Below are 24222 nucleotides of genomic sequence, written 5' to 3' on the forward strand. Positions count from 1 at the left end.
GTCATCCGAACTGAGTATGACGAACGGGCAGCCAGACCGGCTGTCCGGAGAGGACGGAACATGAGCAGAAGACATATCAGACTGAGAATGAAAGACGGAAGCGGACCCGGAAAGATCACGGACGTCGCACGTGACGGTTCTCCCGTCGTGAGACACACGCGTCCCCTGCGGAAAAAAGGCGCGTCATCCGGCCGGATCGTGACGGGCGTCTATATGGCGAACCTCCGCGGGTACGGTTTCGCAAGGCCCGTGGATGAGAACTGGAAGGACGGCGATATCTATATCAGCCGGGACTGCACGAACGGCGCCTGGGACCGGGATACGGTGGAGGTCCGGCTGCTTCCGAAGGTACACGGCAGAAAGCAGTCCGGGACGGTCACCCGGATCCTCTCCCGCGGTGTGAACGAAGTGATCGGAACCGCGGAGCGGGACGGTCACGTGATGCTCGTGATCCCGGACGATCTGAAGCTGAACCGGACCGTGCTGATTCCGGACGAGGCGCGGAACGGCGCGAAGGACGGAGACAAGGTACTGGCGGAGATCACGGATTACGGAAGAGGAAGACATGCGAATCCGGTCGGAGCGGTCCGGGAGGTATTCGGGCCGGCCGACGCCCCGGGGGTGGATATTTTCGCCATCGCCCGAGGCGAGAACCTCCCGATGGAATTTTCGGAGAAGCAGCTGCGGCAGGCGGAGAGATGCCCGGATCATGTGCTGGACAGTGACTTCGAAGGCCGGAGAGACCTCCGGGACTGGCAGCTGGTGACGATCGACGGTCCGGACGCGAAGGATCTCGACGACGCGGTTTCGCTGACGGAGCATCCAGACGGGTACACGCTGGGCGTTCACATCGCGGACGTATCGAACTATGTCCAGGAGAGCTCTCAGCTGGACCGGGAAGCGCTGCGCCGCGGCACCTCCGTCTATCTCGCCGACAGAGTGATCCCGATGCTGCCGGAGGCGCTCTCGAACGGGATCTGCTCGCTGAACGCGGGGGAAGACCGCCTGGCGCTGAGCGTGATCATGGAGCTGGACCGCGGCGGACGCGTGACGGCACACGAAATCGTGGAATCCGTGATCCGGGTCGGGGAGCGGATGAGCTACCCGGACGTGCAGAACATTCTGGAGGAGAACGACCCGGATCTGTGCCGCCGATACGAGGCCTATGTGCCGCTCTTCCGGAGGATGGAGACGGTCTCGGCCCTGATCCGGAAACGCCGGATGAAGAGAGGCGCCATCGATTTCGATTTCCCGGAAGCGAAAATCGAGCTGGACGAAAAGGGAATCCCGACGGCGATCCTCCCGGAGAATGCCACCGTGGCGACGCGGATCATCGAGGATTTTATGCTGACGGCCAATGAAACCGTGGCGGCGGAGTACCGGAAGCGGGCGCTGCCTTTCCTCTACCGCGTGCACGGCGAACCGGATCCCGACAAGGTGGAGGAACTGATTGCCTTTGTCCGGAAAAACGGCGTTGAGATCGACAAGAAGAAGCAGAAGATCACACCGAGGGAAATCCAGCAGGCGCTCCTCCGCATCAAGGGTCAGCCGGGCGAGGCACTGATCAGCCGGGTTATCCTCCGGACGATGCAGCAGGCATGCTACGATGTGACGCCGAGGGGACATTTCGGACTGGCGGCAAAAGACTACTGCCACTTTACTTCGCCGATCCGCCGGTATCCGGATCTTCAGATCCACCGGATCATCCGGGACGATCTGCACGGACGTCTGAACGACAGGAAGATCGGCCACTATCGGGAAATCCTTCCGGATGTGGCCCGGCAGACGTCGATGACCGAGCGGCGTGCCCAGAACGTCGAGCGGGAGACGGAGAAGCTGAAGAAATGCCAGTACATGCTGAGCCATATCGGGGAGATCTTCGACGGCGTGATCTCGGGCGTGACCGGCTGGGGGCTTTATGTGGAGCTTCCGAATACGGTGGAAGGGCTTGTTTCCGTTTCTGGAATGTGCGATGATGACTACAGTTTTGATGAGGAGAAGCGGGCGATGACGGGGCGCCTCTCACGACGCAGCTATACGCTGGGCGATCCGGTGCGCGTGCGTGCGCAGGGAGGAGACTTGCGAACAAGGACCATTGAGTTCGAACTGATCTGAGCCGGGCGGGAGAGGCCGGAAACGCCGTCCGTACCGGCGCTCGGAGACTGAGGACATTTCATGAGCAGCGATTCGATCAAGATGATCGCCAACAACAAGAAGGCGTATCACGATTATTTTATACTGGAAAAATATGAGGCCGGCATCGAGCTGTACGGCACGGAGGTGAAATCCATCCGGATGGGCCACTGCTCGGTGAAGGAAGCCTACATCGAGATCCGCCGGGGGGAGATGATCGTGAACGGCATGCACATCTCACCCTACGAGAAGGGCAATCTGTTCAATCGGGATCCGGTGCGGCCGAGGCGTCTTCTGATGCATGCCGCCGAGATCCGGAAGCTGGAGCAGAAAATCAAGGAGAAGGGATTCACGCTGGTGCCGCTGCAGGTTTACTTCAAGGGAAGTCTGGTCAAGGTTGAGGTCGGGCTTGCAAAGGGCAAGAAGCTCTACGACAAGCGCGCTGATATCGCGAAGAAGGACATGAAGCGCGAGGCGGAGCGGGATTTCAAGATCAGAAATTTCAGCTGACGGAGGCGGGATTCGGATGAACATATGGAAGAATATGCGCCGGACGGCGGTTTTCGCTCTGGCGGCTTCTGTCTGGCTGAGCACGCCGGCTGCAGCCGCCGGAAGCAGGGAGAAGCCAGCCGGCAGAAAAGCGGCGGAGCGGGCAGCGGCCGCCCAGTCACCGACCGGCCCCGTCCGGGCTGCCTCGGCTGCGGAAAGCGCGGAGGATGCGGAGGGGCTTGCCGGCCATGTCTCCGGAATCAGGGATTTTTCCTTGATCGAGGGCATGAACCCGGATCTGACGGCCGGAATCAGCTGGGATGACAGTGTGAAGAACGTGGCCGCTGACGCTTCCGGGGCTGATTTCACTACGGCGGGAAGCTATCCGGTTACGTATACGATTCAGGGCGCGGACGGAACGGAAGTGCGGAAGACGATCACCGCGACTGTTCGCCCGGATCTGGAGCACTATCTCTACGGAATGGAAGGAAAGGTGGAGATTCCGCTGAACGGTACCTTTGATCCGATGGAACATCTGGTCTGGGAGGATGAGATCAGCTCCGTCACCGCCGATACCAGCACGCTTGACACATCAAAGCCGGGCGACTATCTGATCACCTATACGCTGACCGCGCCGGACGGCCGGCAGCAGAAAACGGTGCGTCAGGTGACGGTGACCGACGGAGATGCGGCGGAGAGCGGGACGTCCTCAGGCGTTTATTCCACTGTGACGGATCTCGGGCTCTGGCGCCTCACCGCCTACATGGATACGCCGGCGGATCAGGGTCCCTATGTGGGACAGACCGCCAGCGGAGCGCCTCTTACCGCCGGACGGACGGTGGCGGTGTCCGCCGCGACCTGCTCCCGGCTCGGACTTCAGTTCGGAGACCGCCTGATGATCGACGGTCATATCTATGTGCTGGAGGATCACGGCGGAAGTCCGATGGAGAACCAGAACTGGGTCGACATCTATGTGGACAATGAGGCGGACGAGTACTCGGATCAGTTCAATCGCTACTCGGAGGTCTATCTGCTCCGGTGAGGAGCGGATTGCGGAAGGATGCAGGGAAAGACACATCTTGTGATCGGCGTGGCGCTCTCGCTGGCGGTGATGCGGCCGGCGACGATGCCGGCTCTTGTGAGCGGGGCCGGTGCCGCGGCGCTGGGCAGCGTGATCAGTGACATCGACGCCGGCCAGTCCGGCGCCGGGCATGACGCGACGAAGGTCGTGGCGTCCATCGTGATCGCCGGCGTGCTGGTGCTGCTGGCCGACCTCTATTTTCATCTCGGGCTGTACGCCCGCTTCCTCAGGAGAGGGAGGGAAACGGGCTTCATGCTGCCGCTGCTGCTCTTCATCCTCTTCGCGGCCGTCGGGATGCTGACCCGTCACCGTTCCTTCATGCACTCACTGCCGGCGATGATCCTCTTCACAGCCTGCATATGGTTCATGCAGCGGGCGATGACTCCGTATTTCGCGATCGCCTACGCCTCCCATCTTCTGCTGGACCTCACCAACCGGAGAGGCATGCGCCTGTTCTTTCCGTCGAGAAAGCTGGTTTCCATGAAGCTGTTTGCTTCAAACGGATGGATGGACCGGATTCTGCTGACGGCCGGCGTGATCGCGCTGGTACTGGTTGTCGCCCACTCGGCGCCGATGACCGGCCAGATCGCGCGCCTTCGCGGGATGGAAGCGGCGGTGAAAAGCCGTCTGGCGGGCCTGATTCCGTGAAAGACGGAAGAAAGTCAGGCCTTGTTTCAGAAAACAATTCAGGTTCAGAAGGGATTTCAGATGATGAAGAAAAACATACTGCTGCTGATGATGCTTGCCGCTCTGACCGGCACCATGACCGGATGCTCCGTCGGCCTCAATCAGGGATCCGGTGCCACAGCCGCTTCGACCGGCGCCGGCAAGACGCAGGAGAGTGTCCGGACCGATATCGTCGATGACGACGAAGCGGACGCGGGGACGGAGATGGACGGGACGACGGATCCGGACGAAGGAGACGACGCAGCCGACGAATCCGCCGCGCCGCGTGACACCGAGGTCTTCGATGAGTCCGGGAACGTCAACATCGATGCGCTGGACGAGGGCGGCGCGAGAGCGGAGTAAGAGAGAAAAACATGGACACACAGCCGGAAGGCGGGACAGACTGTTCCGTCTTCCGGCTGTTTGCTGTAATAATGACGACGGTGCATCCTCAGAAAATGCACTGACAAATCAACAAGAAGCACACGAATTCAAAATCATAGGACTTAAAGTTTAACAAATGAAGAAGAGGAAAGTTGCCAATTGACATGCAAAATATATAATTGTTATATAATATCTGGCATGGATTTTTACAAAATGCCTGAGTACAGCTGATTGCTTCTCTCAAGGAACTAGAGGGAGGCTGCAAAAGGCGAACGTCTGGAGGGGAGGATTGTATGAAGAGACTTGTGGCACTATTGTCAGCGGCTATTCTGGCTGTTTCGCCGTTCCAGGGACAGTTGTCGTGGGTCTATGCGTCAGATGACGTCGTGGAGGTCACAGACGGTGATGCAGCAGATGCCGGATCACAGGATACCGGAGGACAGGATACGACCCTTCAGGGCGACGAAAACGAAGCCGCACCGGCAGGTGAGGACAGCGGGACGGCCGTGAATCGGCCGTCTGATACAGGAACAGCGGGAACAGATACCAATCTGTACGCTGACGACGACAACGGCGGTGAGGTGCCCCTGAACAGTGCATCTGCGGGAGAGCCGGAAGCAGTAACGGACAGTCGTTCCGAGATGGTGGTGGCGGCGGAATCCGACACGGATGAGTCGGAGAGTTATACCGTGACGTATGATCCGAACGGCGGAAGCTGGGACGAGGATGGTACGGACTCGGATTCCAGGACTGCGGCAATTAAAAAGGGGAATCCTGCAGATTATTATGGCAATCCAGTTCGCAAAGGCTTTGCAGTGGCCGGCTGGAGCACAGACCGGAACGCAGAAGAACCGGAGATCACGGCTCTTTGGCAGTATGTACCGACCAGCGATGTGACTCTGTACGCAGTCTGGACAGAAGCCTTTACGGTGACGTATGATCCGAACGGCGGAAGCTGGGACGAGGATGGTACGGACTCGGATTCCAGGACTGCGGCAATTAAAAAGGGGAATCCTGCAGATTATTATGGCAATCCAGTTCGCAAAGGCTTTGCAGTGGCCGGCTGGAGCACAGAACGGAACGCAGAAGAACCGGAGATCACGGTTCTTTGGCAGTATGTACCGACCAGCGATGTGACTCTGTACGCAGTCTGGACAGAAGCCTTTACGGTGACGTATGATCCGAACGGCGGAAGCTGGGACGAGGATGGTACGGACTCGGATTCCAGGACTGCGGCAATTAAAAAGGGGAATCCTGCAGATTATTATGGCAATCCAGTTCGCAGAGGCTTTGCAGTGGCCGGCTGGAGCACAGAACGGAACGCAGAAGAACCGGAGATCACGGCTCTTTGGCAGTATGTACCGACCAGCGATGTGACTCTGTACGCAGTCTGGACAGAAGCCTGGATGGTGACGTATGATCCGAACGGCGGAAACTGGGACGAGGATGGCACGGACTCGGATTCCAGGACTGCGGCAATTAAAAAGGGGAATCCTGCAGATTATTTCAATCCAGTTCGCAGAGGCTTTGCAGTGGCCGGCTGGAGCACGGACCGGAACGCAGAAGAACCGGAGATCACGGCTCTTTGGCAGTATGTACCGACCAGCGATGTGACTCTGTACGCAGTCTGGACAGAAGCCTTTACGGTGACGTATGATCCGAACGGCGGAAGCTGGGACGAGGATGGTACGGACTCGGATTCCAGGACTGCGGCAATTAAAAAGGGGAATCCTGCAGATGATTTTGGCAATCCAGTTCGCAGAGGATTTGCATTTGCCGGCTGGAGCACAGACCGGAACGCAGAAGAACCGGAGATCACGGATCTTCGTCAGTACGTACCGACCAGCGATGTGACATTGTACGCAGTCTGGACAGAAGCCTGGATGGTGACGTATGATCCGAACGGCGGAAGCTGGGACGAGGATGGAACGGAATCGGATCCCAGGACTGCGGCAATTAAAAAGGGGAATCCTGCAGATGATTATGACAATCCAGTTCGCAAAGGCTTTGCAGTGGCCGGCTGGAGCACAGACCGGAACGCAGAAGAACCGGAGATCACGGCTCTTTGGCAGTATGTACCGACCAGCGATGTGACTCTGTACGCAGTCTGGACAGAAGCCTTTACGGTGACGTATGATCCGAACGGCGGAAGCTGGGACGAGGATGGTACGGACTCGGATTCCAGGACTGCGGCAATTAAAAAGGGGAATCCTGCAGATTATTATGGCAATCCAGTTCGCAAAGGCTTTGCAGTGGCCGGCTGGAGCACAGAACGGAACGCAGAAGAACCGGAGATCACGGTTCTTTGGCAGTATGTACCAACAGGTGATGTGACTCTGTACGCAGTCTGGACAGAAGCCTGGACGGTGACGTATGATCCGAACGGCGGAAACTGGGACGAGGATAGCACGGAATCGGATCCCAGGACTGCGGCAATTAAAAAGGGGAATCCTGCAGATGATTATGACAATCCAGTTCGCAGAGGCTTTGCAGTGGCCGGCTGGAGCACAGAACGGAACACAGAAGAACCGGAGATCACGGATCTTCGTCAGTACGTACCGACCAGCGATGTGACATTGTACGCAGTCTGGACAGAAGCCTGGATGGTGACGTATGATCCGAACGGCGGAAACTGGGACGAGGATGGTACGGACTCGGATTCCAGGACTGCGGCAATTAAAAAGGGGAATCCTGCAGATTATTATGGCAATCCAGTTCGCAAAGGCTTTGCAGTGGCCGGCTGGAGCACAGACCGGAACGCAGAAGAACCGGAGATCACGGCTCTTTGGCAGTATGTACCGACCAGCGATGTGACATTGTACGCAGTCTGGAAAGAAGCCTGGACGGTGACGTTGGATCCGAACGGCGGGAGCTGGCCAGGAAATCTTACGGACACGGAACCCTCGGCTATCGCAATTGCCAAAGGAGACAGGCTTTACTTTGGTTATCTTCTATATCGAAAAGGATATGCAGTAGTCGGATGGAGTACGGACAAGGATGCACAAGAGCCGGAGTTCAGCAATCAAGGCAATTATGTACCGACCGGCGATGTGACGTTGTACGCAGTCTGGAAAGAAGCCTGGACGGTGACGTGTGATCCGAACGGCGGGTACTGGTATGGTAATGTAACAGAAACGGATCCTCTGTCTTTCGCAATTGCCAAAGGGAAGAGTTATGATGATAATCTTCAGCCAGATCAAAACGGATCTGCCATTGTGGGCTGGAGCACAGACCGGAACGCAGAAGAACCGGAGATCACGGATCTTCGTCAGTACGTACCGACCAGCGATGTGACATTGTACGCAGTCTGGACAGAAGCCTGGATGGTGACGTATGATCCGAACGGCGGAAGCTGGGACGAGGATGGAACGGAATCGGATCCCAGGACTGCGGCAATTAAAAAAGGGAATCCTGCAGATGATTTTGGCAATCCAGTTCGCAGAGGATTTGCAGTGGCCGGCTGGAGCACGGACCGGAACGCAGAAGAACCGGAGATCACGGCTCTTTGGCAGTATGTACCAACAGGTGATGTGACTCTGTACGCAGTCTGGACAGAAGCCTGGACGGTGACGTGTGATCCGAACGGCGGGTACTGGTATGGTAATGTAACAGAAACGGATCCTCTGTCTTTCGCAATTGCCAAAGGGAAGAGTTATGATGATAATCTTCAGCCAGATCAAAACGGATCTGCCATTGTGGGCTGGAGCACAGACCGGAACGCAGAAGAACCGGAGATCACGGATCTTAGCCAGTATGTACCGACAGGTGATGTGACTCTGTACGCAGTCTGGAAAGAAGCCTGGACGGTGACGCTTGATCCGAACGGTGGTTATTGGGGTGAAGAATCGAAAACGGGAACGATACCCTTTACTGTTGCAAAGGGGGATACTGCGTCACGATATTTTCACCCTGACCGTTCCGGGCTCGCATTTGCAGGATGGAGTACGGATCGGAATGCGAAAGAGCCGGATATCAAGGATTTAAAAACATTTGTTCCTGCAAGTGATGTGACCCTGTACGCGGTATGGAAAGATGCATGGACTATCACGTTCTATCCGAACTATGAGACAGATAATGATCCTTATGTCGTTGAGGTTATGAAAGGTTGTTCTGTAGGAGACGACTTAGCTAACAGGCGAGCAAAGGAGAATTGCATCTGTATTGGATGGAGCACGGATCCGAACGCAACAGAACCCGAGATCAAAGCGGAAGAACTGATAGATTACATTCCGGCCAGCGACATGTCTTTATATGCTGTCTTGAAAGAAGGGTGGAAAATTTATTTTGACCCGACTGGAGGCAGCTGGTCCATGGATGACAACAAAGAGGCCGATTATATATACCGGGGAGTTCTGAAAGGAGACACGATCGGAGAACCGCCGACGCCTTATCGCAAAGGCTATTCACTGGCGGGATGGAGTATAGACTTCAACAACTTTATAGCGAAAACACCTGAGATCAGTGCGGATGAAGCTGCTTCTTATATTCCGACAAAAGATCTGTACTTGTTAGCGACCTGGACGCTGGACACGGAGAAAGAGCCGAAGGTGGAATACCAGACACATGTCCAGTCGATCGGCTGGCAGAATCTGGTTTCCGACGGGGAGACAGCCGGCACGACCGGACAGGCGCTTCAGCTGGAAGCGATCCGGATCAAGGTGGAAGGCGGCTCTTCCGGCGGCGTTAAATACCAGACGCTTGTGCAGCAGGACGGGTGGAATAACTGGGTATCCGACGGAGCCGATTCGGGTACGGTCGGACAGTCGAAACATCTTGAGGCGATCCGCATCCGTCTGAAGGATGATCTGGAGAAGCAGTATGACGTCTACTACCGGGTTCACGCGGAGCATTTCGGCTGGATGGACTGGGCAAAAGACGGAGAGGCCGCCGGCACTTCCGGCTATTCGTATTGTCTGGAAGGTATTCAGATCCGGCTCGTGAAGAAAGGTGGTGAAGCGCCCGGAAGCACAGCGACACCGTATCGTTCGATGCCGACCGTCTCCTATCAGACGCATGTGCAGAGTCAGGGCTGGCAGGAAGAAGTCAGTAACGGAGCCGTTTCCGGGACGGTCGGGAAGAGTCTCCGACTCGAAGGAATTAAGATCCGTACCTCCGGGAGTGACGTCAGCGGAGGCATAACGTATAAGACTCATGTGCAGACGTATGGCTGGCAGAACTGGGTGACGGACGATGCCCTGTCCGGCACGACCGGAGAGTCGAAGCGTCTGGAAGCGATCCAGATCAAGCTTACCGGCGAGCTGGCAAATGAGTTTGATGTTTACTACCGGGTTCATGCGCAGCATTTCGGCTGGATGGGCTGGGCGAAGAACGGCGCGTCTGCCGGCACAGCGGGATATTCCTATCGTCTGGAGGGAATCCAGATTCAAATCGTGCCGAAGGGTGGCAAGGCACCCGGAAGCACAGCGACACCGTATCGCGCGATGCCGAAGATCTATTATCAGACACATGTGCAGAAACAGGGCTGGCAGGCAGAAGTCAGCAGCGGAGCCATTTCCGGAACAGTCGGGCAAAGCCTCCGTCTCGAAGGGATCAAGATCCGCACCTCCGGGAGTGACGTCAGCGGCGGCATCACATACAAGACCCATGTGCAGACGTATGGATGGCAGAGATGGGTCGCGGACGGTGCTCTGTCCGGCACAATCGGGCAGTCGAAGCGTCTGGAGGCGATCCAGATGAAACTGACGGGTGCATTGGCAAATGAGTTTGACGTTTACTACCGGGTTCACGCGCAGCATTTCGGCTGGATGGGTTGGGCGAAAAACGGAGCGTCAGCTGGCACGGCAGGATATGCCTACCGTCTGGAAGGAATCCAGATCCAGCTCGTGCCGAAGGGACAGAGCGCACCCTCGGGAGGCGGAAGGGCTTTCAGGCAGAAGTGATGCGCATCATGTGCGGCAGGAGGAAGAGGTGAAGCGAGACTGAAACGACTGCTGCCGTGGCGATTGCGTAAGGCCATCTTAACAGCCGGAGGACCGGGACAGGAAGTCCGGTTCTCCGGCTGTTTGCCGCCATATGATGTCAAGTTTCTTTCGTTCTTCTTTTGACATTCCGGTTCACTTTGTGCTATGATGCGATTTGCAAAACATTTCCGGGCTTGTACTGGTTTCGACGGGGGTTTTGAAGTCGAGGAAGCCATCCGCGGGCTGGACCGCGTATCAACCAGAACTTAAATTTAAACGCTGACAACAATACTGTTGCAGTAGCGGCCTGAGTGTCGCTCGTCGGCCCGGTTGTACCCGTACTCCCGGTCACCGGCGTCATGATTACGGGAAACGACACGGATTAAGCTTTGCGTCCGCGGGCGTAACATGAAGCTACTGAGCTTATGAGGCTGCTGCCTGCCGCTTAAGCGAGGGAATGGAAACAAGCAGCTGTGATGGGAGATGCCTTGATGGAGGAGCTTTCGGACGCGGGTTCGATTCCCGCCAGGTCCACCAAAAGTTCGTTATTCAAACCCTGCCCAAAAAAATTTGAGTAGGATTTGAGTAACTTGTGGATAGAATCAGCGTCTGCTTCGGCAGACGCTGATTTCGTGTTCTGATTAATCAAATCATGCTCAATTGGGCCGACGATATTCTTATATATGTCAGTAAATTCTGTAGTTACTGTCCCGTCCTCATGTATCCAGATTCTCTTGAATATAGCTTGACACATGAGTTTTTTAATATTATCGTTCGCTTTTCGATAAGTTCTGCCGCAATCCTCGATGAGATCGAAGGCAAGAGACAGATTCTTGAGGATATCATCGAACGTAGTGCTGCGGACGCTGATTTCATGTTCAATAGCTGAGAGCTGTTTTGATAATGATGTGCTTTATGATCTGTGGCAGATAATTAAGGCTGACGAAACGATTCCGCAGGTGTATAAGGACGAGTTCGAAATCCTGAACACTAAAGAGACTCTTGGAAAATTCTTGTCGGAAGTATATGTGTTTTCGCTTACTCGATATAAGAATCCTCGAATCTTAAAGGCAGTGGTCGAGGATGAAAAACGAACAAAGATACATCCTATGGTTCAACAGGTCATACGAGATATTGCAATTCGGGGCAAAAGCGATATGTTTGTTCCCGTTCTAGATCTTTTATACCTCTGTATTAGCGATGATACTGAAGAATATGAGCGTATAGGACTTCGCTATCCTGATAGAAAAGCGTTCATTGAAGCAACGGGGGATCTGCGTGGTACGTTAGATTCGGAACATGCATTAAAGTACAGCAGATTACTTGATACCTGTTATTTTCATGATTTGAATGAATATAGGAGCTTCCTGTATGATTCAAATATAGGGACTTGAAAGAAAGCAGGTGAAAGAAAAGATACCTCAATGTAATATAAGGTTTGCTGACCCACGACAGTTAGCAAATCCATTACAAGAGAGGTATCTGATATGAAGTCTACCACACAGAACGCAAAGATTGCAGCTATTACGGAAAAAACTTTGATCCTTGGCATCGATGTAGGGAGTGAAACACACTTCGCACGGGCATTCAACTGGCGGGGATATGAATTCTCCAGAAAGCCGCTGGAATTCAGCAATACAGAGGAAGGGTTCGAGACGTTCCGAGCCTGGATCATGGAACTGAAGGAAAAGCACGGGATGGACAAGGTAATACCAGGCATGGAGCCGACAGGCCATTACTGGTTCAACCTGGGGAAGTTCCTGCAGGACAACGGGATGATCCCGGTGCATGTGAATCCCCATCATGTCAAGAAATCGAAGGAACTGGATGACAACAACCCGTCCAAGAACGACCGCAAGGATCCGAAAGTGATCGCTGGTCTGGTAAAAGACGGAAGGTATTTTCGACCGTACATCCCGGACGGTGTCTACGCAGAGATCAGAGCGTTGTCAGGACTGCAGGTGCTCGCTCAGAGCGAGATCACAAGACTGAAGAACCGGATCGCCAGATGGTTCAGCATCTACTTCCCGAATTATAAAGACGTTTACGGGAATGTCGGTGCGGTCAGCGGCCTGATGGTTCTGAAGGTGGCACCACTGCCGGAGGATATCGTAAAACTCGGTGTGGACGGTGTGAACCGGATCTGGAGGGATGCAAAGGTAAGAGGCGTCGGATTAAAGAGGGCAAAGACCCTGGTAACGGCGGCGGAGCACAGCATCGGAAGCCGGGAAGCACAGGAAGCAGCCAGGGTAGAACTTAAGATCCTGCTTGCGGACTATGAGATGCAGACGGCGAGGGAAGCAGAGCTGATGGCGCTGATCGAGGAAAAGATCACAGAGGTTCCGTATGTAGATAAGCTTCTGGAGATTAGAGGCGTAGGTTTGAAAACGGTGGTCGGGTTTGTGGCGGAAGTCGGGGACATTACGCGTTTCGATGATCCCAAACAGCTGCAGAAACTGGCCGGATATGCCATCGTGAAGAATGAATCCGGCAAACACAAGGGCGAGAGCCACATCAGCTACCGTGGCCGGAAGCGGCTGAGGTATGTGCTGTATGAAGCGGCGGTCAGCGTGGTGAGCCACAGTCCGGAATTCCGGTCGATCCACCAGTACTACACGACAAGGGAGAAGAACCCCTTGAAGAAGATGCAGTCGATGATCGCGGTGGCATGTAAACTGATCCGGGTATTCTATCTGATCCTGCAGACAGGAACGACCTATGACGCGGCGAAGCTGATGGGTGATATCCGGAGACCAGTGGCGGCATAAGCAGCCAAGACAACAGAGTAACTACTGCTTGCGGCCGGAGCCGGGCATCTGATCCGGCATCAGGGATCCGGTTCCGGTCACGAGCAGGTGACCGGCTCCCTTATGGGAGTGACGAAAGAAGAAGTTCATCAGGGGAACGTCCACCGAAAGGTGCTGGTGAACGGGAACTGGAGTCAGCAAACAACAAAGAATGAGCCAGTAGTCGGCAGGAATTATTTCCATAGGGCATGACCCTGATGAGGAGCTAAGCTGACACCCTGGTTATGGGCAGGCGGAACGAAGGAAGTGAGGACCCGGCGGGAAACCGAAGGTGATCCTGGTAGATACGGGAGGTGCGCTGCCATAGAGGGAAGGGTTATACAACGGCCATGAATATCGGAACAAGTGACGTTCTGATTCGTATACCCAAAACACCTCTATTCTTGTACCAGATACTCTGAGATGCCCATCCTTCCGGCTCATTTAGCAGAGGTATAACGTTAAAAAATCCTTGATTTTCAAGGAAAAATGACTTGACTTTATAGGGAGGGGTATGGCGAATGACGGAGCGTCAAAGACAAGTCCGAATAAATATCGCAGCATTCTTATTGCTGTTCTTCGTGTCTCTTTATCGTCAGGTCAGCCTAAGATATTTGCCCGATGATCCATTTAGAACCTATATTCTGTATGCATGCTATTTATTTCTGATTGGTGGGTGGGCCATATCAATCTGTGTCCGTGTAACCCAAAAAAGCATGCGAACTTTTCTCATGCTTGAAGCGGCGGTCATGCTAGCCGGGCTTACCGTTCGTTTTCTGCAGGACACCTTCTGGATTGAAAACATTCTACTGATGCGCGTCAGCGGGCTGTCTTTGGAGGCTACCATATTATTAGGTCTGGTACTCAGCATCTATGCCTCGTTGGGGATCGGACAATGGGACAATTTCCGGGTTCGTAAGAGTTGGCATCTCCTCATGATCCCGGTAATATGGATGGCCTATTTATGCCTTACGGATGAAAGCCGCCATTTTATGTTTTATACCGTCCCGGAGGAAGTCCAGCCCAATCTGAATTTTCATCCTTATATTGGGACATTCGTGCTATTGGGATTCGGAATTGTCCTTATGATCGTGCGAGTGCTACTAATATACAAGAGAAACCAACTTGCCGATCGTGGAAAGATACTGAAATGGCTGATTCCATTATTTGAGCCGATCATGGTGTTCGTTTTCTCCTTTGAATTTTTTGTGGTGTCCCTACAGCTTCTCCCAAGCCTGGCAAATCTCGAGGTAATTGAGTTGTTTGCAAAAATCTACTACATCGAGGTGCTAACATGGGAGTTCTACATCTACATGGGACTAGTCCCCGTTAACACGGAGTATCGGGAGATTTTTGAGCATGCAACGGTCGGAATGCAGATCATTGGGGATGACAGGTACAGGTTTTCATCCAAAGCCGCGACAGAGATTTCCCAGGAGCAATTAGCAGAATTGCAAGAAAAAGGCCGTATTGAAGTGGAGCCGGGCAAAGAGCTACACATGCACAAATTCGCGGACGGGCTATTTCTCTGGAATAAAGACGTATCGCTTCTGCGGAAGACTATCGACGAATTGAACCAGAGTGCGGAAACCCTGGAACAGGAGGGCGCTCTTTTAGACGAGGAAATCAAAACTAAGAATCAGGAAGCAAGCCTGACAGCGAAAAATCAGATATATGATGAATTAACAAGAGAGGTTCAAGGTCAGCTTCGGTTGATGAAGGAAATTACAAAGAAGCGCGATTTGGCGGACAGCAGGAATGCATATCTGCGAGAACTGGTTCTTCTTGGCACCTACGTAAAACGTCGATGCAATCTGCGGCTGATTCAAAAAGAAACCGGTGAGATTCATGAGGATGATTTAAGGTTTAGCCTTGAAGATATGAAGTCTGCAATGAGTCTGCTGGGAATTCAGGCAGAGCTTGATTGGAATCCGAGTAAGCAGTTTTCTGCTGGCTTTTCCATATATATTTTCGATGTGCTGGAATATCTGTTAGAGTATGAGCGTTTTGCCTTAAAAGAAATCACAATTACTGCAAAACGAGGACAGGTACAGTTCTTGGTAATTAGTGGCGCCAAGAAGCTTCCAATAGAGTCTATACCGGTTGTCGCTGCAGAAGAGTACACGACAGCCTACCAAGACATTCCGGGTGGATATTTGGTTGTACTTTCGGAAGGCGGTGAGTGATATGCTACAGAAATTAAAAGAACGCTACCACATATCCAGAATGATTCGAAACGCAATCAATACTTACCCAGATGGTATTTGCTTCGCAGCGACAGATGGCAGACCGATTCTAGCAAACAAAAAAATTAACGATGTGTGCTATGAGCTGACCGGGCATACGATCACAAATGCAACGGCAATGTGGCAGACACTTATGCTTAAGGCGCTCCCACAAAGCCATGAAGATACCAAAGAGGCAGAGTCTATCCTGTGCAGAATCGAGGATGGGACAGTTTGGCAATTTCAAAGAAGATTGCTTCAGGTGAATAAATCTCAGATCACGCAGTATGAGGCGTCGGATATTACAGAGCTATACGAATACAGAAACAGACTCGAGGAAAACAATCGTCGTGTAGCGGAGCTTCATAACAGGCAGAGGGAGTTGCTGAGGAACATCGTCCAGAATAATCTGGACAAAGAACTGCTCGGCGCCAAGATGCGGATACATGATGTTTTTGGGCGGCTTCTAATTATGACAAAAAATGTGCTGACGGAAGACAACGATGAACAGAATGAATGGGAGCTCTTCTCCGCCTGGGAAAATGTGATTGCAGATATGGAAAATGCGGCGGTTGCTACCGAGACAAGAGAAGTCTCTCCGCAAAAAGAACTGATTCAAGTAGCAGATCTGATTGGTTGTCGGGTAGAATTTCAAGGAAGACAGCCCCCAGAACGTAAAGCATTATTGTTGTTATACGCTGCTATTCGGGAGGCGCTCACCAATGCAGTAAAACATGCCGGAGCAGATAAGCTGACGATTTCCGTTTCTGAGAACAATGGCCGGTATGATGTAGAAATACGAAATAATGGGCGAGCCGTCAATCCGCCGATTCAGGAGGGTGGAGGCTTAAGTAGCCTGAGAAAAAGATTGGAACAGGATGGTGCGACAATGAGCTATCGCTATAACGGCGCTGTCACGCTCATTCTGACAATTCCAAAGGAGTAGTTTATGGTAAATGTATTAATTGTGGAGGATTCCAGGATATCCAGAGAAGCCTTTGAAAGACATCTTTCCGCTTCCCCGGAATACTTTGTAATAGCCTCTATTGAGAATGCAGCAAACGCTGAGATTGCATGCATACGAAATAAAATAGATTTGATTTTAATGGATGTCTGTACAGTAGACGATGAATCCGGCCTTGTGGCAGCGGCAAAAATTAAAAGGAATTATCCGCATGTGAAGGTCATTATTATGACTTCTATGCCGGAACACTCTTTTATTCAGAAAGCAAAGGACAGTGGCTGTGACAGTTTCTGGTACAAGGAACAAGGAAATATTTCCCTTCTCGAAATCTGTGACCGAACAATGAATGGTGAATTTGTTTGGCCGGACAACAGCCCAACGATAATAATCGGTTTGGCGAAAAGCGACGAATTTACGGATCGGGAATTGGATGTGATTCGCGCTTTAGCGACAGGATATCGTTATGAAGAAATGGCAGCGGTATTGTATATGTCGCCGAACACGGTCAAATACCACGTGAAGAACATCTTGCAGAAAACCGGTTTCCGCAGTACGATCCAGCTCGTTGCCGAAGTTGTAGAAAAGCGATTGGTTCTGCCAAAATACTGAATATATGCAAAAAATCCGCCTCACACGAAAAATTATACTTTTGTGTGGGGCGGATTTTTATGTTCAGAGATAAAATGTTGGAGATGATAGGTTTACTTGCCATACAACTATGAATACGAGAGGAAGATGAACTATGAGAAAGACTTATGCGTACAATTCTATCATTATCGGGGTGCTGGTTGGACTGCTGGCTTGGGTATCTACGGAGAATGTGGTTCTGGGCATTCTGGCCTGCGTCGGAGTTTCTATCGTCGGCTTTGTAATTATTCGAATCATTGAGAAAGCCATTGGTAAAGGTGTCGATGCGGCGGCCGATGTGGCGGCAAAGGCGTATCGGAAGCATAAGGAACAGAATGGAGACAAGAAGTAATGAACGGGATAAAAATACGACGCGCACTTTGCCTTTGTATGATTCTTATTCTGCTTTCTCTACTGCTCACAGCTTGTGGTGACAATAAACTTAGTGGTACATATTATTCCACTGATGGTATTTCGCAGATGTTCACATTCAAAGGTGATACAGTAACGATGTCGGCCTTCGGCATTAACGCCACCGGAACATATAAGATTGATGGTGACAAGATCACAATCAGCTATTCGTTGTTTGGAATACCGTATGATTGGCAGCAATCATTTTCTAAGTCCGGCGATTCGATTTATATCGGCGGTACGCAGTTTATCAAGGAATAGGCGGAAGTATGCCGGAAGCACAAGTCGCAGAACGGAGGTAAAAGGTAATGCGCAACACGATTAATAAAAGGACGGCGCTTACTGTGACTGTGCATGGCTGTCTTAATGATCACTTCCCTTAGTGCATGTAAATCGAAAGACAGCGCAACCGTCAGTGCGACGGAAAGTTCGGATTCTACTGATACTGTGGAAGAAAAATCGGAAAACGGAAACTGGCCCTATGTTTTTTCTCCATATTGGAGACAAGCCTTATTTAGATATGGTAGTGTCAAGTCATCTATGAAAACCCAGAGCCAAAGAAAAAGGCTCCAACGAACCTTGAAAATCTGTAGATATAGTCTGCTGAAGGCTCTCCGAGGGCTTAGGGCGCTGCCCTAAGAACCGGCAAGGGACTCGTCCCTTGACCCGGATCCTGGGCTCCGCCCAGACCCGTCCTCGCCGGAAGCAGGGAAAGGCGCAGCGGCCCCTTTCCCTTTACAAGAGGATCATCCGTGAACCTTATGTCAAGGGACTTTCGCGGCATATCCTCGCGGCTGAAGCCGCTCCGGTATTCCGCGGTTCCCTTGACAACGGTTCCGCTCTCTGCTTATCCGGCAGCCTCCTGCATCTTTTTAATGGTCTGCTGGCCAAGGAAGATCAACAGCTGCCATTTTCCCGGCATGTTTTCGCCGTTTGCAATGATGTCATTACGAACCGGCGGCTGGAATTTATGCAGTTTATGCGGCCGCAGAAAGTTGTAGTAAGCCACCCATAGCGCGAGGTCGTAGTTGGCACCATCGTAGTTATTGAAGCCGTTAGTGGGGCGATAGGAGGTCTTATAAGTGCGGTTGAGACGTTCGATCATCTGCTTATAAGGCCGGAATTCCGTAGAAACAGCATCATCGTTTGTAAGGCCGAGGACCTGGGTAATCTCAAACTTGAACTTCTCACCAAACTCATGGAAGAATTGCTGGGCGGCGAGAGGATAGGCACTATAACCATCCGCGATGAAACGGAAGTTCCCGGGAAGTTTTTTTAGATGCTGAAAGGCCATGCGCATGGCCATGATGCAGGGACCGACACTGCGGCTGTCAGATACCTGATAGCCGATCACAGCCCGGGTTGCCGCATTGATGATCAGCCAGATAAAGCCTTTGATGCCGCGGACTTTGATGTAAGTCTCATCAGCAACAAAGGCAGAGCCCTTTTCGTAAGGGTATGTATCAACAAACGGTTTCACGCAGACGGCGGCAGTCTTACAGTAGTTGGCAACCATCTGGTGGGATATGGAGATGCCGTGGATGTCCTTCAGGGCCTGCACGGTTTTGCGTAGTGACAGGCCGAGATTCACCCGGTAGGAAAGACACAGGGACATGATATAAGCATTGTTTTTGCTGAATTTCAGCGAGGACGCATTCTTCGGCAGGGTGGTGATGTCCATCTTGAAGAAATCGATCGTGAACTCACGGTAGATGTAATGCAGCTTATACTTGTTTTTACCATAATCCTCGTCCAGATCTGCCCTGTCAACCTTCTTAAGGTTGTGCAGGTAGTAAGGGCATTTAGGATTCACGCATTTATGGATGATGAAGTGCTTCCGGTCTTTCTTACGAACCAGCGCATGGGAGCAGTAAGGACACTTGAGGGAAAGGGTTTTGGAGAAACGGTTCTCATCTGGCGAAAAGAGGGTTCCGCAGACCTTGCACATCAACTGGCCGGCTTTGCCGTTGTTACGGTACAGGTAAGGCTGAGGCGCTTTGCAGGCGGGGCAGGTGCAATGCTCCGGGATATCGCACTCAGAGCGGCGGCGGACAGGCTGAACGGGTTTTCCGTATTTCCACGCGTAGTAGCGATTGAGATCCTGCCAGTCCCAATCCTGGTGATGGTAGATGATCCTGGGAAGCTGGTCCACCTTGAATTTCTGATACCTGGGGGAATGGGAATCATCAAAGGTCCACTGCTTAAGCGGGATATATCTGCAGATAAAGTTAACCAGCCAGCAGTTTTGCTGATAAAGCTGATGGCACAACTGAAGAAGATAAAGTATAATGTTCACGAGCATTGCCTCTTTTGTGTAGTGAAGGTTTGGTCGCTGACATTATACCAAAAAGGGAGGACAATGCTCTTTTTATTTGCACCTCCCGTAAAATCAAGAGATTCGCACTATAAACAGGTGGTGAATTTGACACTACCTTAGATATTTTGGAGGTCTAATTATGATTTGGTTTGTTTTGCTTATTGTAGCCGCAGTGATGGGCGTGGTGATTTATTTCGCTATGAAATCCCACAATAAGATGGTAGCTGACGGCAAGATTATTAGCAGACGCACAAATTTCATGGAGAGCGCCGAGGAGTTCACTCTTTCAGCGGTCGATCCCGCACGGGTTACCGAGGCGGTCAAAGCAATAGACTATGCCGAAATGCGTACAAAGATGCAAGGCAGCAACGAACAGCAGCTTTTCAAATTTACCGGCAGCACTTGGTCGGCACAGCTTCATAAGCTTAGAGATAACGGCACGCAGGTTGTATATCGTTTTGAGTTTACCAACTGGAAAACACATAATGGAATGCCGCAGGACGGCCTAAACATGAACAAGCTGACGACTGCCGTGGAGAAGATATTCTTGAGTCTAGATCCCAATACACAGGTACGGACGGTTCCGCTGGAGTTTAAGACCAAACACAGCATTTTGTAAGGAGGATCAAACATGTCCGATGGTATGATAGTCGCTTTGGCTTTTGTTTGTATAGGCTTGCTGGTGGTAGTGGTTGGCTTTATTGGAAACAAGATCGTAGATAAAGGATCGGATGCAATTCGCAACAAAGCTGTGCGCAAGAAGAATTTAGGGAATCCGAGCGAACCGGAAAGCCTTGCGGATCGCTTCGAGAACGGCCGGAAATTATGATGAAATATGCAAAAATTATTACCCTCCTATTGGCAGTGTTTATGGCTCTGTCGCTCTCGGCATGCGGCAAGAAAATGAGCGAGGAAGAAATGGAAGAGGCTTGCGTCAACGCAAGGCCATCGATTGTACCAGCAATCCAATCAGGAGGTCTAATGCAATTAAAAGGCATCTTATGCACCTATGCACTAGAATACAACCAGGATTATCCCGGTCAGGATCCGTTCGCGGAGATTCTCGCAGATTATCGTATGCAGCAACCGGGCGCGAATCCTATCATAATGTTTACATTGATCTAAGTAGAAAGACTAGCCGACAGCTAGCTAATATTGCGATAGTAAAGCAGAAAATAGAAGAAGATTTCGTAAGTTTCAAGTTGCGTATGTTCTTCCAACTGATGCTGGACTATTCCATTTTGAATGAGGATGAGTACTACGAAATCCTTTATGGCACGACCGATAGGAAGAAAATATATCTTGTAAAGACGGGTTTAACGATCAATTTGATCAATCGGCTAGAGAAAGACGACCAGTTAAAGAACATCACATTCGACAGAAATGGAAATCTTGCTACGAATGATTTGTTTGATGATTACCTAAAAGAAGCTGATGATTTTTATAGGTTTGAGCTAAGCCGCTTTCTATGATTCCGATAGCATCTTGAACTTTAATGATCTGAAAATAAGATCAAAAAGCGTTAAACTCATGCTTTTATAGTTTTTTGGAAAGGATTATCTTACTTATATAATTAAACGGGAGACTCGACATGTTCGAGAAAATAAGTTGGTGGATACATGCATTATGGGGGCGATATAAGCTCTGTAGGAAACTGAGGAAAATGCCCTAAACCCCAGTTCGTTAAGCGTCGACCGCGTAGAATTATGCCCCGCCAGCCATTATAATAGAAATAAAACCAGAATAATGAGGTAATAAATGAAGGACGGAAAACATCCAGATCCGAATGCGGTGCATCCGATTGCGGGATACAATAAGGAAATCTACGTAAAGCCAACAATCAGGAATCCGAATATTGTAGTCGGCGACTTTACTTATATTGCGGATTCCGAATTCGAAAGTCATGTGACCCATCTTTATGAGTGGAATGGAGACAAACTAATTATTGGAAAGTTCTGTCAGATTGCGGCCGGAGTTGAGTTCGTGATGAATGGCGCAAATCATCAGATGAATGCCGTATCGACATTTCCGTTCTACACGCTTGAGGGTTGGGATATGGAGCCTCCAAAACCATCTGACTTGCCACTTAAAGGCGATACGGTGGTTGGAAATGATGTGTGGATCGGCCAAGATGCCGTAATTCTTCCGGGTGTACATATAGGCGATGGCGCTATCATTGGTGCGAATTGCGTTGTTGGCAGAGATGTAGCTCCATATACGATTGTAATTGGGAATCCGGCGCGTGATCTTCGCAATCGATTCGATGATGAGCTGATTGATCTATTGCTCCAGTTCAAGTGGTGGAATAAGAGTATTGACGAAATCAATACCCTCATTCCGCTTCTTACGGATAGTGATTTAGAGAAAGTTAAAGCAGAGCTGAAGAATCGATTAAGCTAATAGATTCTTATTTCTTCGGATACTCCCAGCTCTTGCGGATATAAATCCCGTTTTCTTTCAATACTTGCCGTACCGTACCGCAGTCGAGCCCTACTATGGTTCCGACCTCTTTTGGAGTCTTCATCTGCGCATACAGAGCTATCACCTTCTTGACGAGTTCAGGCTTCGTGGATGCTTTATGTGATACCTCTACGCCATTACGTTTTAATACTGCACTAATAGTACTTCTGTGACACTCGAAGTCTTTGGCCAATTTATATACCGAGTCCCCGGACTGATATCTTTTGCATATGGCTTGGACTTCTAGTTCTGATAAACTTTTTTGCTTTTGCCGTATGCGACATACTTCAGTCTCGCCATAGACATTTTGGCGTTTTGGTGATATATTATCTCTAGCTGGCGGGTTTGTTTTTTTGGCCAGATTGTCCAAATTGCTGCCAATATTCAGTGGATTGATGCTTTCTTTGAATTTCCGTATCTGTAGAAACGGGTTTGAATAAAGTTGCGATAGGTCCACCAAAAGTACCTCGCACAGGTTGTTTGCATAACAGCATCCAGTACCTGAGTGAGTTCACATATTGGATGGATAATCAACAAGAGGAAAGGCCGCATCCGGGTGATTCCGGATGGGGTCTTTTTTGCGGTCTTTTCTTATCCGCCAGCCTGCCGTGACGGAGGGGAGAAGACTATCGCGCATGTGTGGTGCGGCGCTGCATCGCAGAACCGGATGCGCTTTTGCAGGAATGCCGGGTTCGTCTTTTTGAAATTTCCTGTTGACACGGATACGATACCGCGCTATGATAGCAAAGTCGCAGACAGTAAGCGGCGCAGGCGCGAGTGGCTCAGCGGTGGAGCACCACCTTGCCAAGGTGGGGGTCGCGGGTTCGATCCCCGTCTCGCGCTCGACAGGCGGAGGATGAGAGTTCATCCTCCGTTTTTTGTTATGTGTTTTTCGTAATGAGCCGCGCAAAAAAACAGCATCTGAACCCATGAAAAATGCACATACACCCGCGCCAATCTGTTGTATAATCAAACATGTATGCGGATATAACGCTTCCGCAAAAAAAGAGCATTGTGCAGTATGAAGCACGGGAAGAGGTTGGACATGCTTGAAGATTTAAAACAGAGAGTGTACGAGGCGAACATGCTTTTGCCGAAGTACGGACTGGTCACGTTCACCTGGGGCAATGTCAGCGCGATCGACCGCGCCTCGGGGCTGGTCGTCATCAAGCCCAGCGGCGTGGATTATGACAAAATGACGCCGGACGATATGGTCGTGGTGGATCTGGACGGCAAGGTGGTGGAAGGGGCTCTGCGCCCGTCCTCCGATACGCCGACGCATGTGGAGATCTACAGGGCGTGGCCGGAGATCGGCGGCGTCGTTCACACGCATTCGTCCTATGCGACAAGCTGGGCGCAGGCGGGGCGCGACATCCCCTGCTACGGCACCACCCACGCGGATTATTACTACGGACCGATTCCCTGCCTGCGGTGTCTGACGAAGGAGGAGATCGACGAGGCGTACGAGACCAATACGGGCCGTCTGATCGTGAACGAATTTGCACGGCTTAAAAAGGACCCGGCGGCGGTGCCGGCGGTCCTCTGCCGGAATCACGGTCCCTTCGCATGGGGGAAGGATGAAGTGGAAGCGGTTCACAGCGCGGTCGTTCTCGAGGAGGTCGCGAAGATGGCGTACCGCACGGAGCTGATCAACCCGCGGGTTGTCCCGGCGCCGCAGGATCTGCAGGACAAGCATTATTACCGCAAACACGGAGCCCATGCCTACTACGGTCAGGTCCGGCAGTAAGCTGGCAGGGC

The 24222-nt window shown here is 51.6% G+C and carries 21 protein-coding genes, 1 tRNA gene and 1 other RNA gene; 21 read left to right on the forward strand and 2 right to left on the reverse strand.

Annotation, left to right across the window (positions count from 1 at the left end; all coding sequences use genetic code 11):
- The first annotated feature begins 60 nt into the window (after positions 1-60).
- From rnr to G4C92_RS14020, 14 genes are all read left to right on the forward strand, one after another.
- Complete coding sequence (rnr, locus tag G4C92_RS13955; RefSeq protein WP_274940428.1) at positions 61-2115, forward strand: ribonuclease R; 2055 nt, start codon at positions 61-63, stop codon at positions 2113-2115.
- A 60-nt stretch (positions 2116-2175) separates the two neighbouring features.
- Positions 2176-2643 (forward strand): SsrA-binding protein SmpB, encoded by a 468-nt coding sequence (gene smpB / locus G4C92_RS13960; protein ID WP_274940429.1) that lies wholly within the window; start codon positions 2176-2178, stop codon positions 2641-2643.
- Positions 2644-2659: 16 nt separating this feature from the next.
- On the forward strand, positions 2660-3664 hold the full coding sequence (locus G4C92_RS13965) for an immunoglobulin-like domain-containing protein (protein ID WP_274940430.1): 1005 nt from the start codon (positions 2660-2662) through the stop codon (positions 3662-3664).
- Positions 3665-3682: 18 nt separating this feature from the next.
- Positions 3683-4351 carry a metal-dependent hydrolase gene (locus tag G4C92_RS13970; RefSeq protein WP_274940431.1) on the forward strand — a complete coding sequence of 223 codons (669 nt, stop codon included), beginning with the start codon at positions 3683-3685 and terminating at the stop codon, positions 4349-4351.
- Positions 4352-4414: 63 nt separating this feature from the next.
- Complete coding sequence (locus G4C92_RS13975; RefSeq protein ID WP_274940432.1) at positions 4415-4732, forward strand: hypothetical protein; 318 nt, start codon at positions 4415-4417, stop codon at positions 4730-4732.
- A 314-nt stretch (positions 4733-5046) separates the two neighbouring features.
- Positions 5047-10653, forward strand: coding sequence for an InlB B-repeat-containing protein (locus tag G4C92_RS13980; protein WP_274940433.1), 5607 nt, complete (start codon positions 5047-5049; stop codon positions 10651-10653).
- A 211-nt stretch (positions 10654-10864) separates the two neighbouring features.
- Positions 10865-11211, forward strand: a transfer-messenger RNA (tmRNA) gene (gene ssrA / locus G4C92_RS13985).
- A gap of 371 nt (positions 11212-11582) precedes the next feature.
- A complete protein-coding gene (locus G4C92_RS13990; RefSeq protein ID WP_274940434.1) occupies positions 11583-12068 on the forward strand; it encodes a hypothetical protein in 486 nt (161 codons plus the stop codon).
- Between the two features lie 93 nt (positions 12069-12161).
- Positions 12162-13442 carry an IS110 family RNA-guided transposase gene (locus G4C92_RS13995; RefSeq protein WP_274940019.1) on the forward strand — a complete coding sequence of 427 codons (1281 nt, stop codon included), beginning with the start codon at positions 12162-12164 and terminating at the stop codon, positions 13440-13442.
- A 539-nt stretch (positions 13443-13981) separates the two neighbouring features.
- A complete protein-coding gene (locus G4C92_RS14000) occupies positions 13982-15646 on the forward strand; it encodes a hypothetical protein (protein ID WP_274940435.1) in 1665 nt (554 codons plus the stop codon).
- Between the two features lie 40 nt (positions 15647-15686).
- Positions 15687-16631 (forward strand): sensor histidine kinase, encoded by a 945-nt coding sequence (locus G4C92_RS14005; protein ID WP_274940436.1) that lies wholly within the window; start codon positions 15687-15689, stop codon positions 16629-16631.
- A gap of 3 nt (positions 16632-16634) precedes the next feature.
- Positions 16635-17258 (forward strand): response regulator transcription factor, encoded by a 624-nt coding sequence (locus tag G4C92_RS14010; RefSeq protein ID WP_274940437.1) that lies wholly within the window; start codon positions 16635-16637, stop codon positions 17256-17258.
- A gap of 133 nt (positions 17259-17391) precedes the next feature.
- Positions 17392-17628 carry a hypothetical protein gene (locus tag G4C92_RS14015; protein ID WP_274940438.1) on the forward strand — a complete coding sequence of 79 codons (237 nt, stop codon included), beginning with the start codon at positions 17392-17394 and terminating at the stop codon, positions 17626-17628.
- A gap of 38 nt (positions 17629-17666) precedes the next feature.
- Positions 17667-17948, forward strand: coding sequence for a hypothetical protein (locus G4C92_RS14020; RefSeq protein ID WP_274940439.1), 282 nt, complete (start codon positions 17667-17669; stop codon positions 17946-17948).
- Between the two features lie 586 nt (positions 17949-18534).
- Here the strand turns inward: G4C92_RS14020 and G4C92_RS15140 are convergent.
- Entirely contained in the window at positions 18535-19983 is a 1449-nt protein-coding gene (locus tag G4C92_RS15140) for a DDE-type integrase/transposase/recombinase (protein ID WP_274940009.1), read from the reverse strand.
- A gap of 160 nt (positions 19984-20143) precedes the next feature.
- On the opposite strand from G4C92_RS15140, the gene G4C92_RS14030 reads away from it, so the two are divergent.
- The 5 genes from G4C92_RS14030 (at position 20144) to G4C92_RS14050 (ending at position 22404) form a co-directional block, all read left to right on the forward strand.
- Entirely contained in the window at positions 20144-20623 is a 480-nt protein-coding gene (locus G4C92_RS14030; RefSeq protein ID WP_274940440.1) for a hypothetical protein, read from the forward strand.
- Positions 20624-20635: 12 nt separating this feature from the next.
- Positions 20636-20833: a hypothetical protein gene (locus tag G4C92_RS14035; RefSeq protein ID WP_274940441.1), complete on the forward strand. Its 198-nt coding sequence runs from the start codon at positions 20636-20638 to the stop codon at positions 20831-20833.
- A complete protein-coding gene (locus tag G4C92_RS14040) occupies positions 20833-21129 on the forward strand; it encodes a hypothetical protein (protein WP_274940442.1) in 297 nt (98 codons plus the stop codon). Before G4C92_RS14035 ends, G4C92_RS14040 begins: the two co-directional genes overlap by 1 nt.
- A gap of 83 nt (positions 21130-21212) precedes the next feature.
- A complete protein-coding gene (locus G4C92_RS14045) occupies positions 21213-21476 on the forward strand; it encodes a hypothetical protein (RefSeq protein ID WP_274940443.1) in 264 nt (87 codons plus the stop codon).
- Positions 21477-21762: 286 nt separating this feature from the next.
- Positions 21763-22404 (forward strand): CatB-related O-acetyltransferase, encoded by a 642-nt coding sequence (locus G4C92_RS14050; protein ID WP_274940444.1) that lies wholly within the window; start codon positions 21763-21765, stop codon positions 22402-22404.
- A gap of 7 nt (positions 22405-22411) precedes the next feature.
- Here the strand turns inward: G4C92_RS14050 and G4C92_RS14055 are convergent, their stop codons facing one another.
- The gene (locus tag G4C92_RS14055; RefSeq protein WP_274940445.1) at positions 22412-22834 is read right to left on the reverse strand and encodes a helix-turn-helix domain-containing protein; all 423 of its coding nucleotides are present in this window, start codon (positions 22832-22834) and stop codon (positions 22412-22414) included.
- 401 nt (positions 22835-23235) lie between these two features.
- Here G4C92_RS14055 and G4C92_RS14060 point away from each other — a divergent pair.
- A tRNA-Gly gene (locus G4C92_RS14060) sits at positions 23236-23307 on the forward strand.
- Between the two features lie 202 nt (positions 23308-23509).
- Entirely contained in the window at positions 23510-24211 is a 702-nt protein-coding gene (locus tag G4C92_RS14065; protein ID WP_274940446.1) for an L-ribulose-5-phosphate 4-epimerase, read from the forward strand.
- Positions 24212-24222 lie beyond the last annotated feature (11 nt).

This window comes from Chordicoccus furentiruminis (genome assembly GCF_019355395.1).
Taxonomy (GTDB): Bacteria; Bacillota; Clostridia; order Lachnospirales; family Lachnospiraceae; genus Chordicoccus; species Chordicoccus furentiruminis.

What these genes read in the sequence shown, in the direction of transcription:
- G4C92_RS14045 (WP_274940443.1), top strand. Translation starts at nt 21,213, where the DNA reads ATGTTCTTCCAACTGATGCTGGACTATTCCATTTTGAATGAGGATGAG.
- G4C92_RS13980 (WP_274940433.1), top strand. Translation starts at nt 5,047, where the DNA reads ATGAAGAGACTTGTGGCACTATTGTCAGCGGCTATTCTGGCTGTTTCG.
- G4C92_RS14015 (WP_274940438.1), top strand. Translation starts at nt 17,392, where the DNA reads ATGAGAAAGACTTATGCGTACAATTCTATCATTATCGGGGTGCTGGTT.
- G4C92_RS14020 (WP_274940439.1), top strand. Translation starts at nt 17,667, where the DNA reads ATGATTCTTATTCTGCTTTCTCTACTGCTCACAGCTTGTGGTGACAAT.
- G4C92_RS13995 (WP_274940019.1), top strand. Translation starts at nt 12,162, where the DNA reads ATGAAGTCTACCACACAGAACGCAAAGATTGCAGCTATTACGGAAAAA.
- G4C92_RS14030 (WP_274940440.1), top strand. Translation starts at nt 20,144, where the DNA reads ATGATTTGGTTTGTTTTGCTTATTGTAGCCGCAGTGATGGGCGTGGTG.
- G4C92_RS14000 (WP_274940435.1), top strand. Translation starts at nt 13,982, where the DNA reads ATGACGGAGCGTCAAAGACAAGTCCGAATAAATATCGCAGCATTCTTA.
- G4C92_RS14035 (WP_274940441.1), top strand. Translation starts at nt 20,636, where the DNA reads ATGTCCGATGGTATGATAGTCGCTTTGGCTTTTGTTTGTATAGGCTTG.
- G4C92_RS14010 (WP_274940437.1), top strand. Translation starts at nt 16,635, where the DNA reads ATGGTAAATGTATTAATTGTGGAGGATTCCAGGATATCCAGAGAAGCC.
- G4C92_RS14040 (WP_274940442.1), top strand. Translation starts at nt 20,833, where the DNA reads ATGAAATATGCAAAAATTATTACCCTCCTATTGGCAGTGTTTATGGCT.
- G4C92_RS14065 (WP_274940446.1), top strand. Translation starts at nt 23,510, where the DNA reads ATGCTTGAAGATTTAAAACAGAGAGTGTACGAGGCGAACATGCTTTTG.
- G4C92_RS13970 (WP_274940431.1), top strand. Translation starts at nt 3,683, where the DNA reads ATGCAGGGAAAGACACATCTTGTGATCGGCGTGGCGCTCTCGCTGGCG.
- smpB (WP_274940429.1), top strand. Translation starts at nt 2,176, where the DNA reads ATGAGCAGCGATTCGATCAAGATGATCGCCAACAACAAGAAGGCGTAT.
- G4C92_RS13965 (WP_274940430.1), top strand. Translation starts at nt 2,660, where the DNA reads ATGAACATATGGAAGAATATGCGCCGGACGGCGGTTTTCGCTCTGGCG.
- G4C92_RS14005 (WP_274940436.1), top strand. Translation starts at nt 15,687, where the DNA reads ATGATTCGAAACGCAATCAATACTTACCCAGATGGTATTTGCTTCGCA.
- G4C92_RS13975 (WP_274940432.1), top strand. Translation starts at nt 4,415, where the DNA reads ATGAAGAAAAACATACTGCTGCTGATGATGCTTGCCGCTCTGACCGGC.
- rnr (WP_274940428.1), top strand. Translation starts at nt 61, where the DNA reads ATGAGCAGAAGACATATCAGACTGAGAATGAAAGACGGAAGCGGACCC.
- G4C92_RS14050 (WP_274940444.1), top strand. Translation starts at nt 21,763, where the DNA reads ATGAAGGACGGAAAACATCCAGATCCGAATGCGGTGCATCCGATTGCG.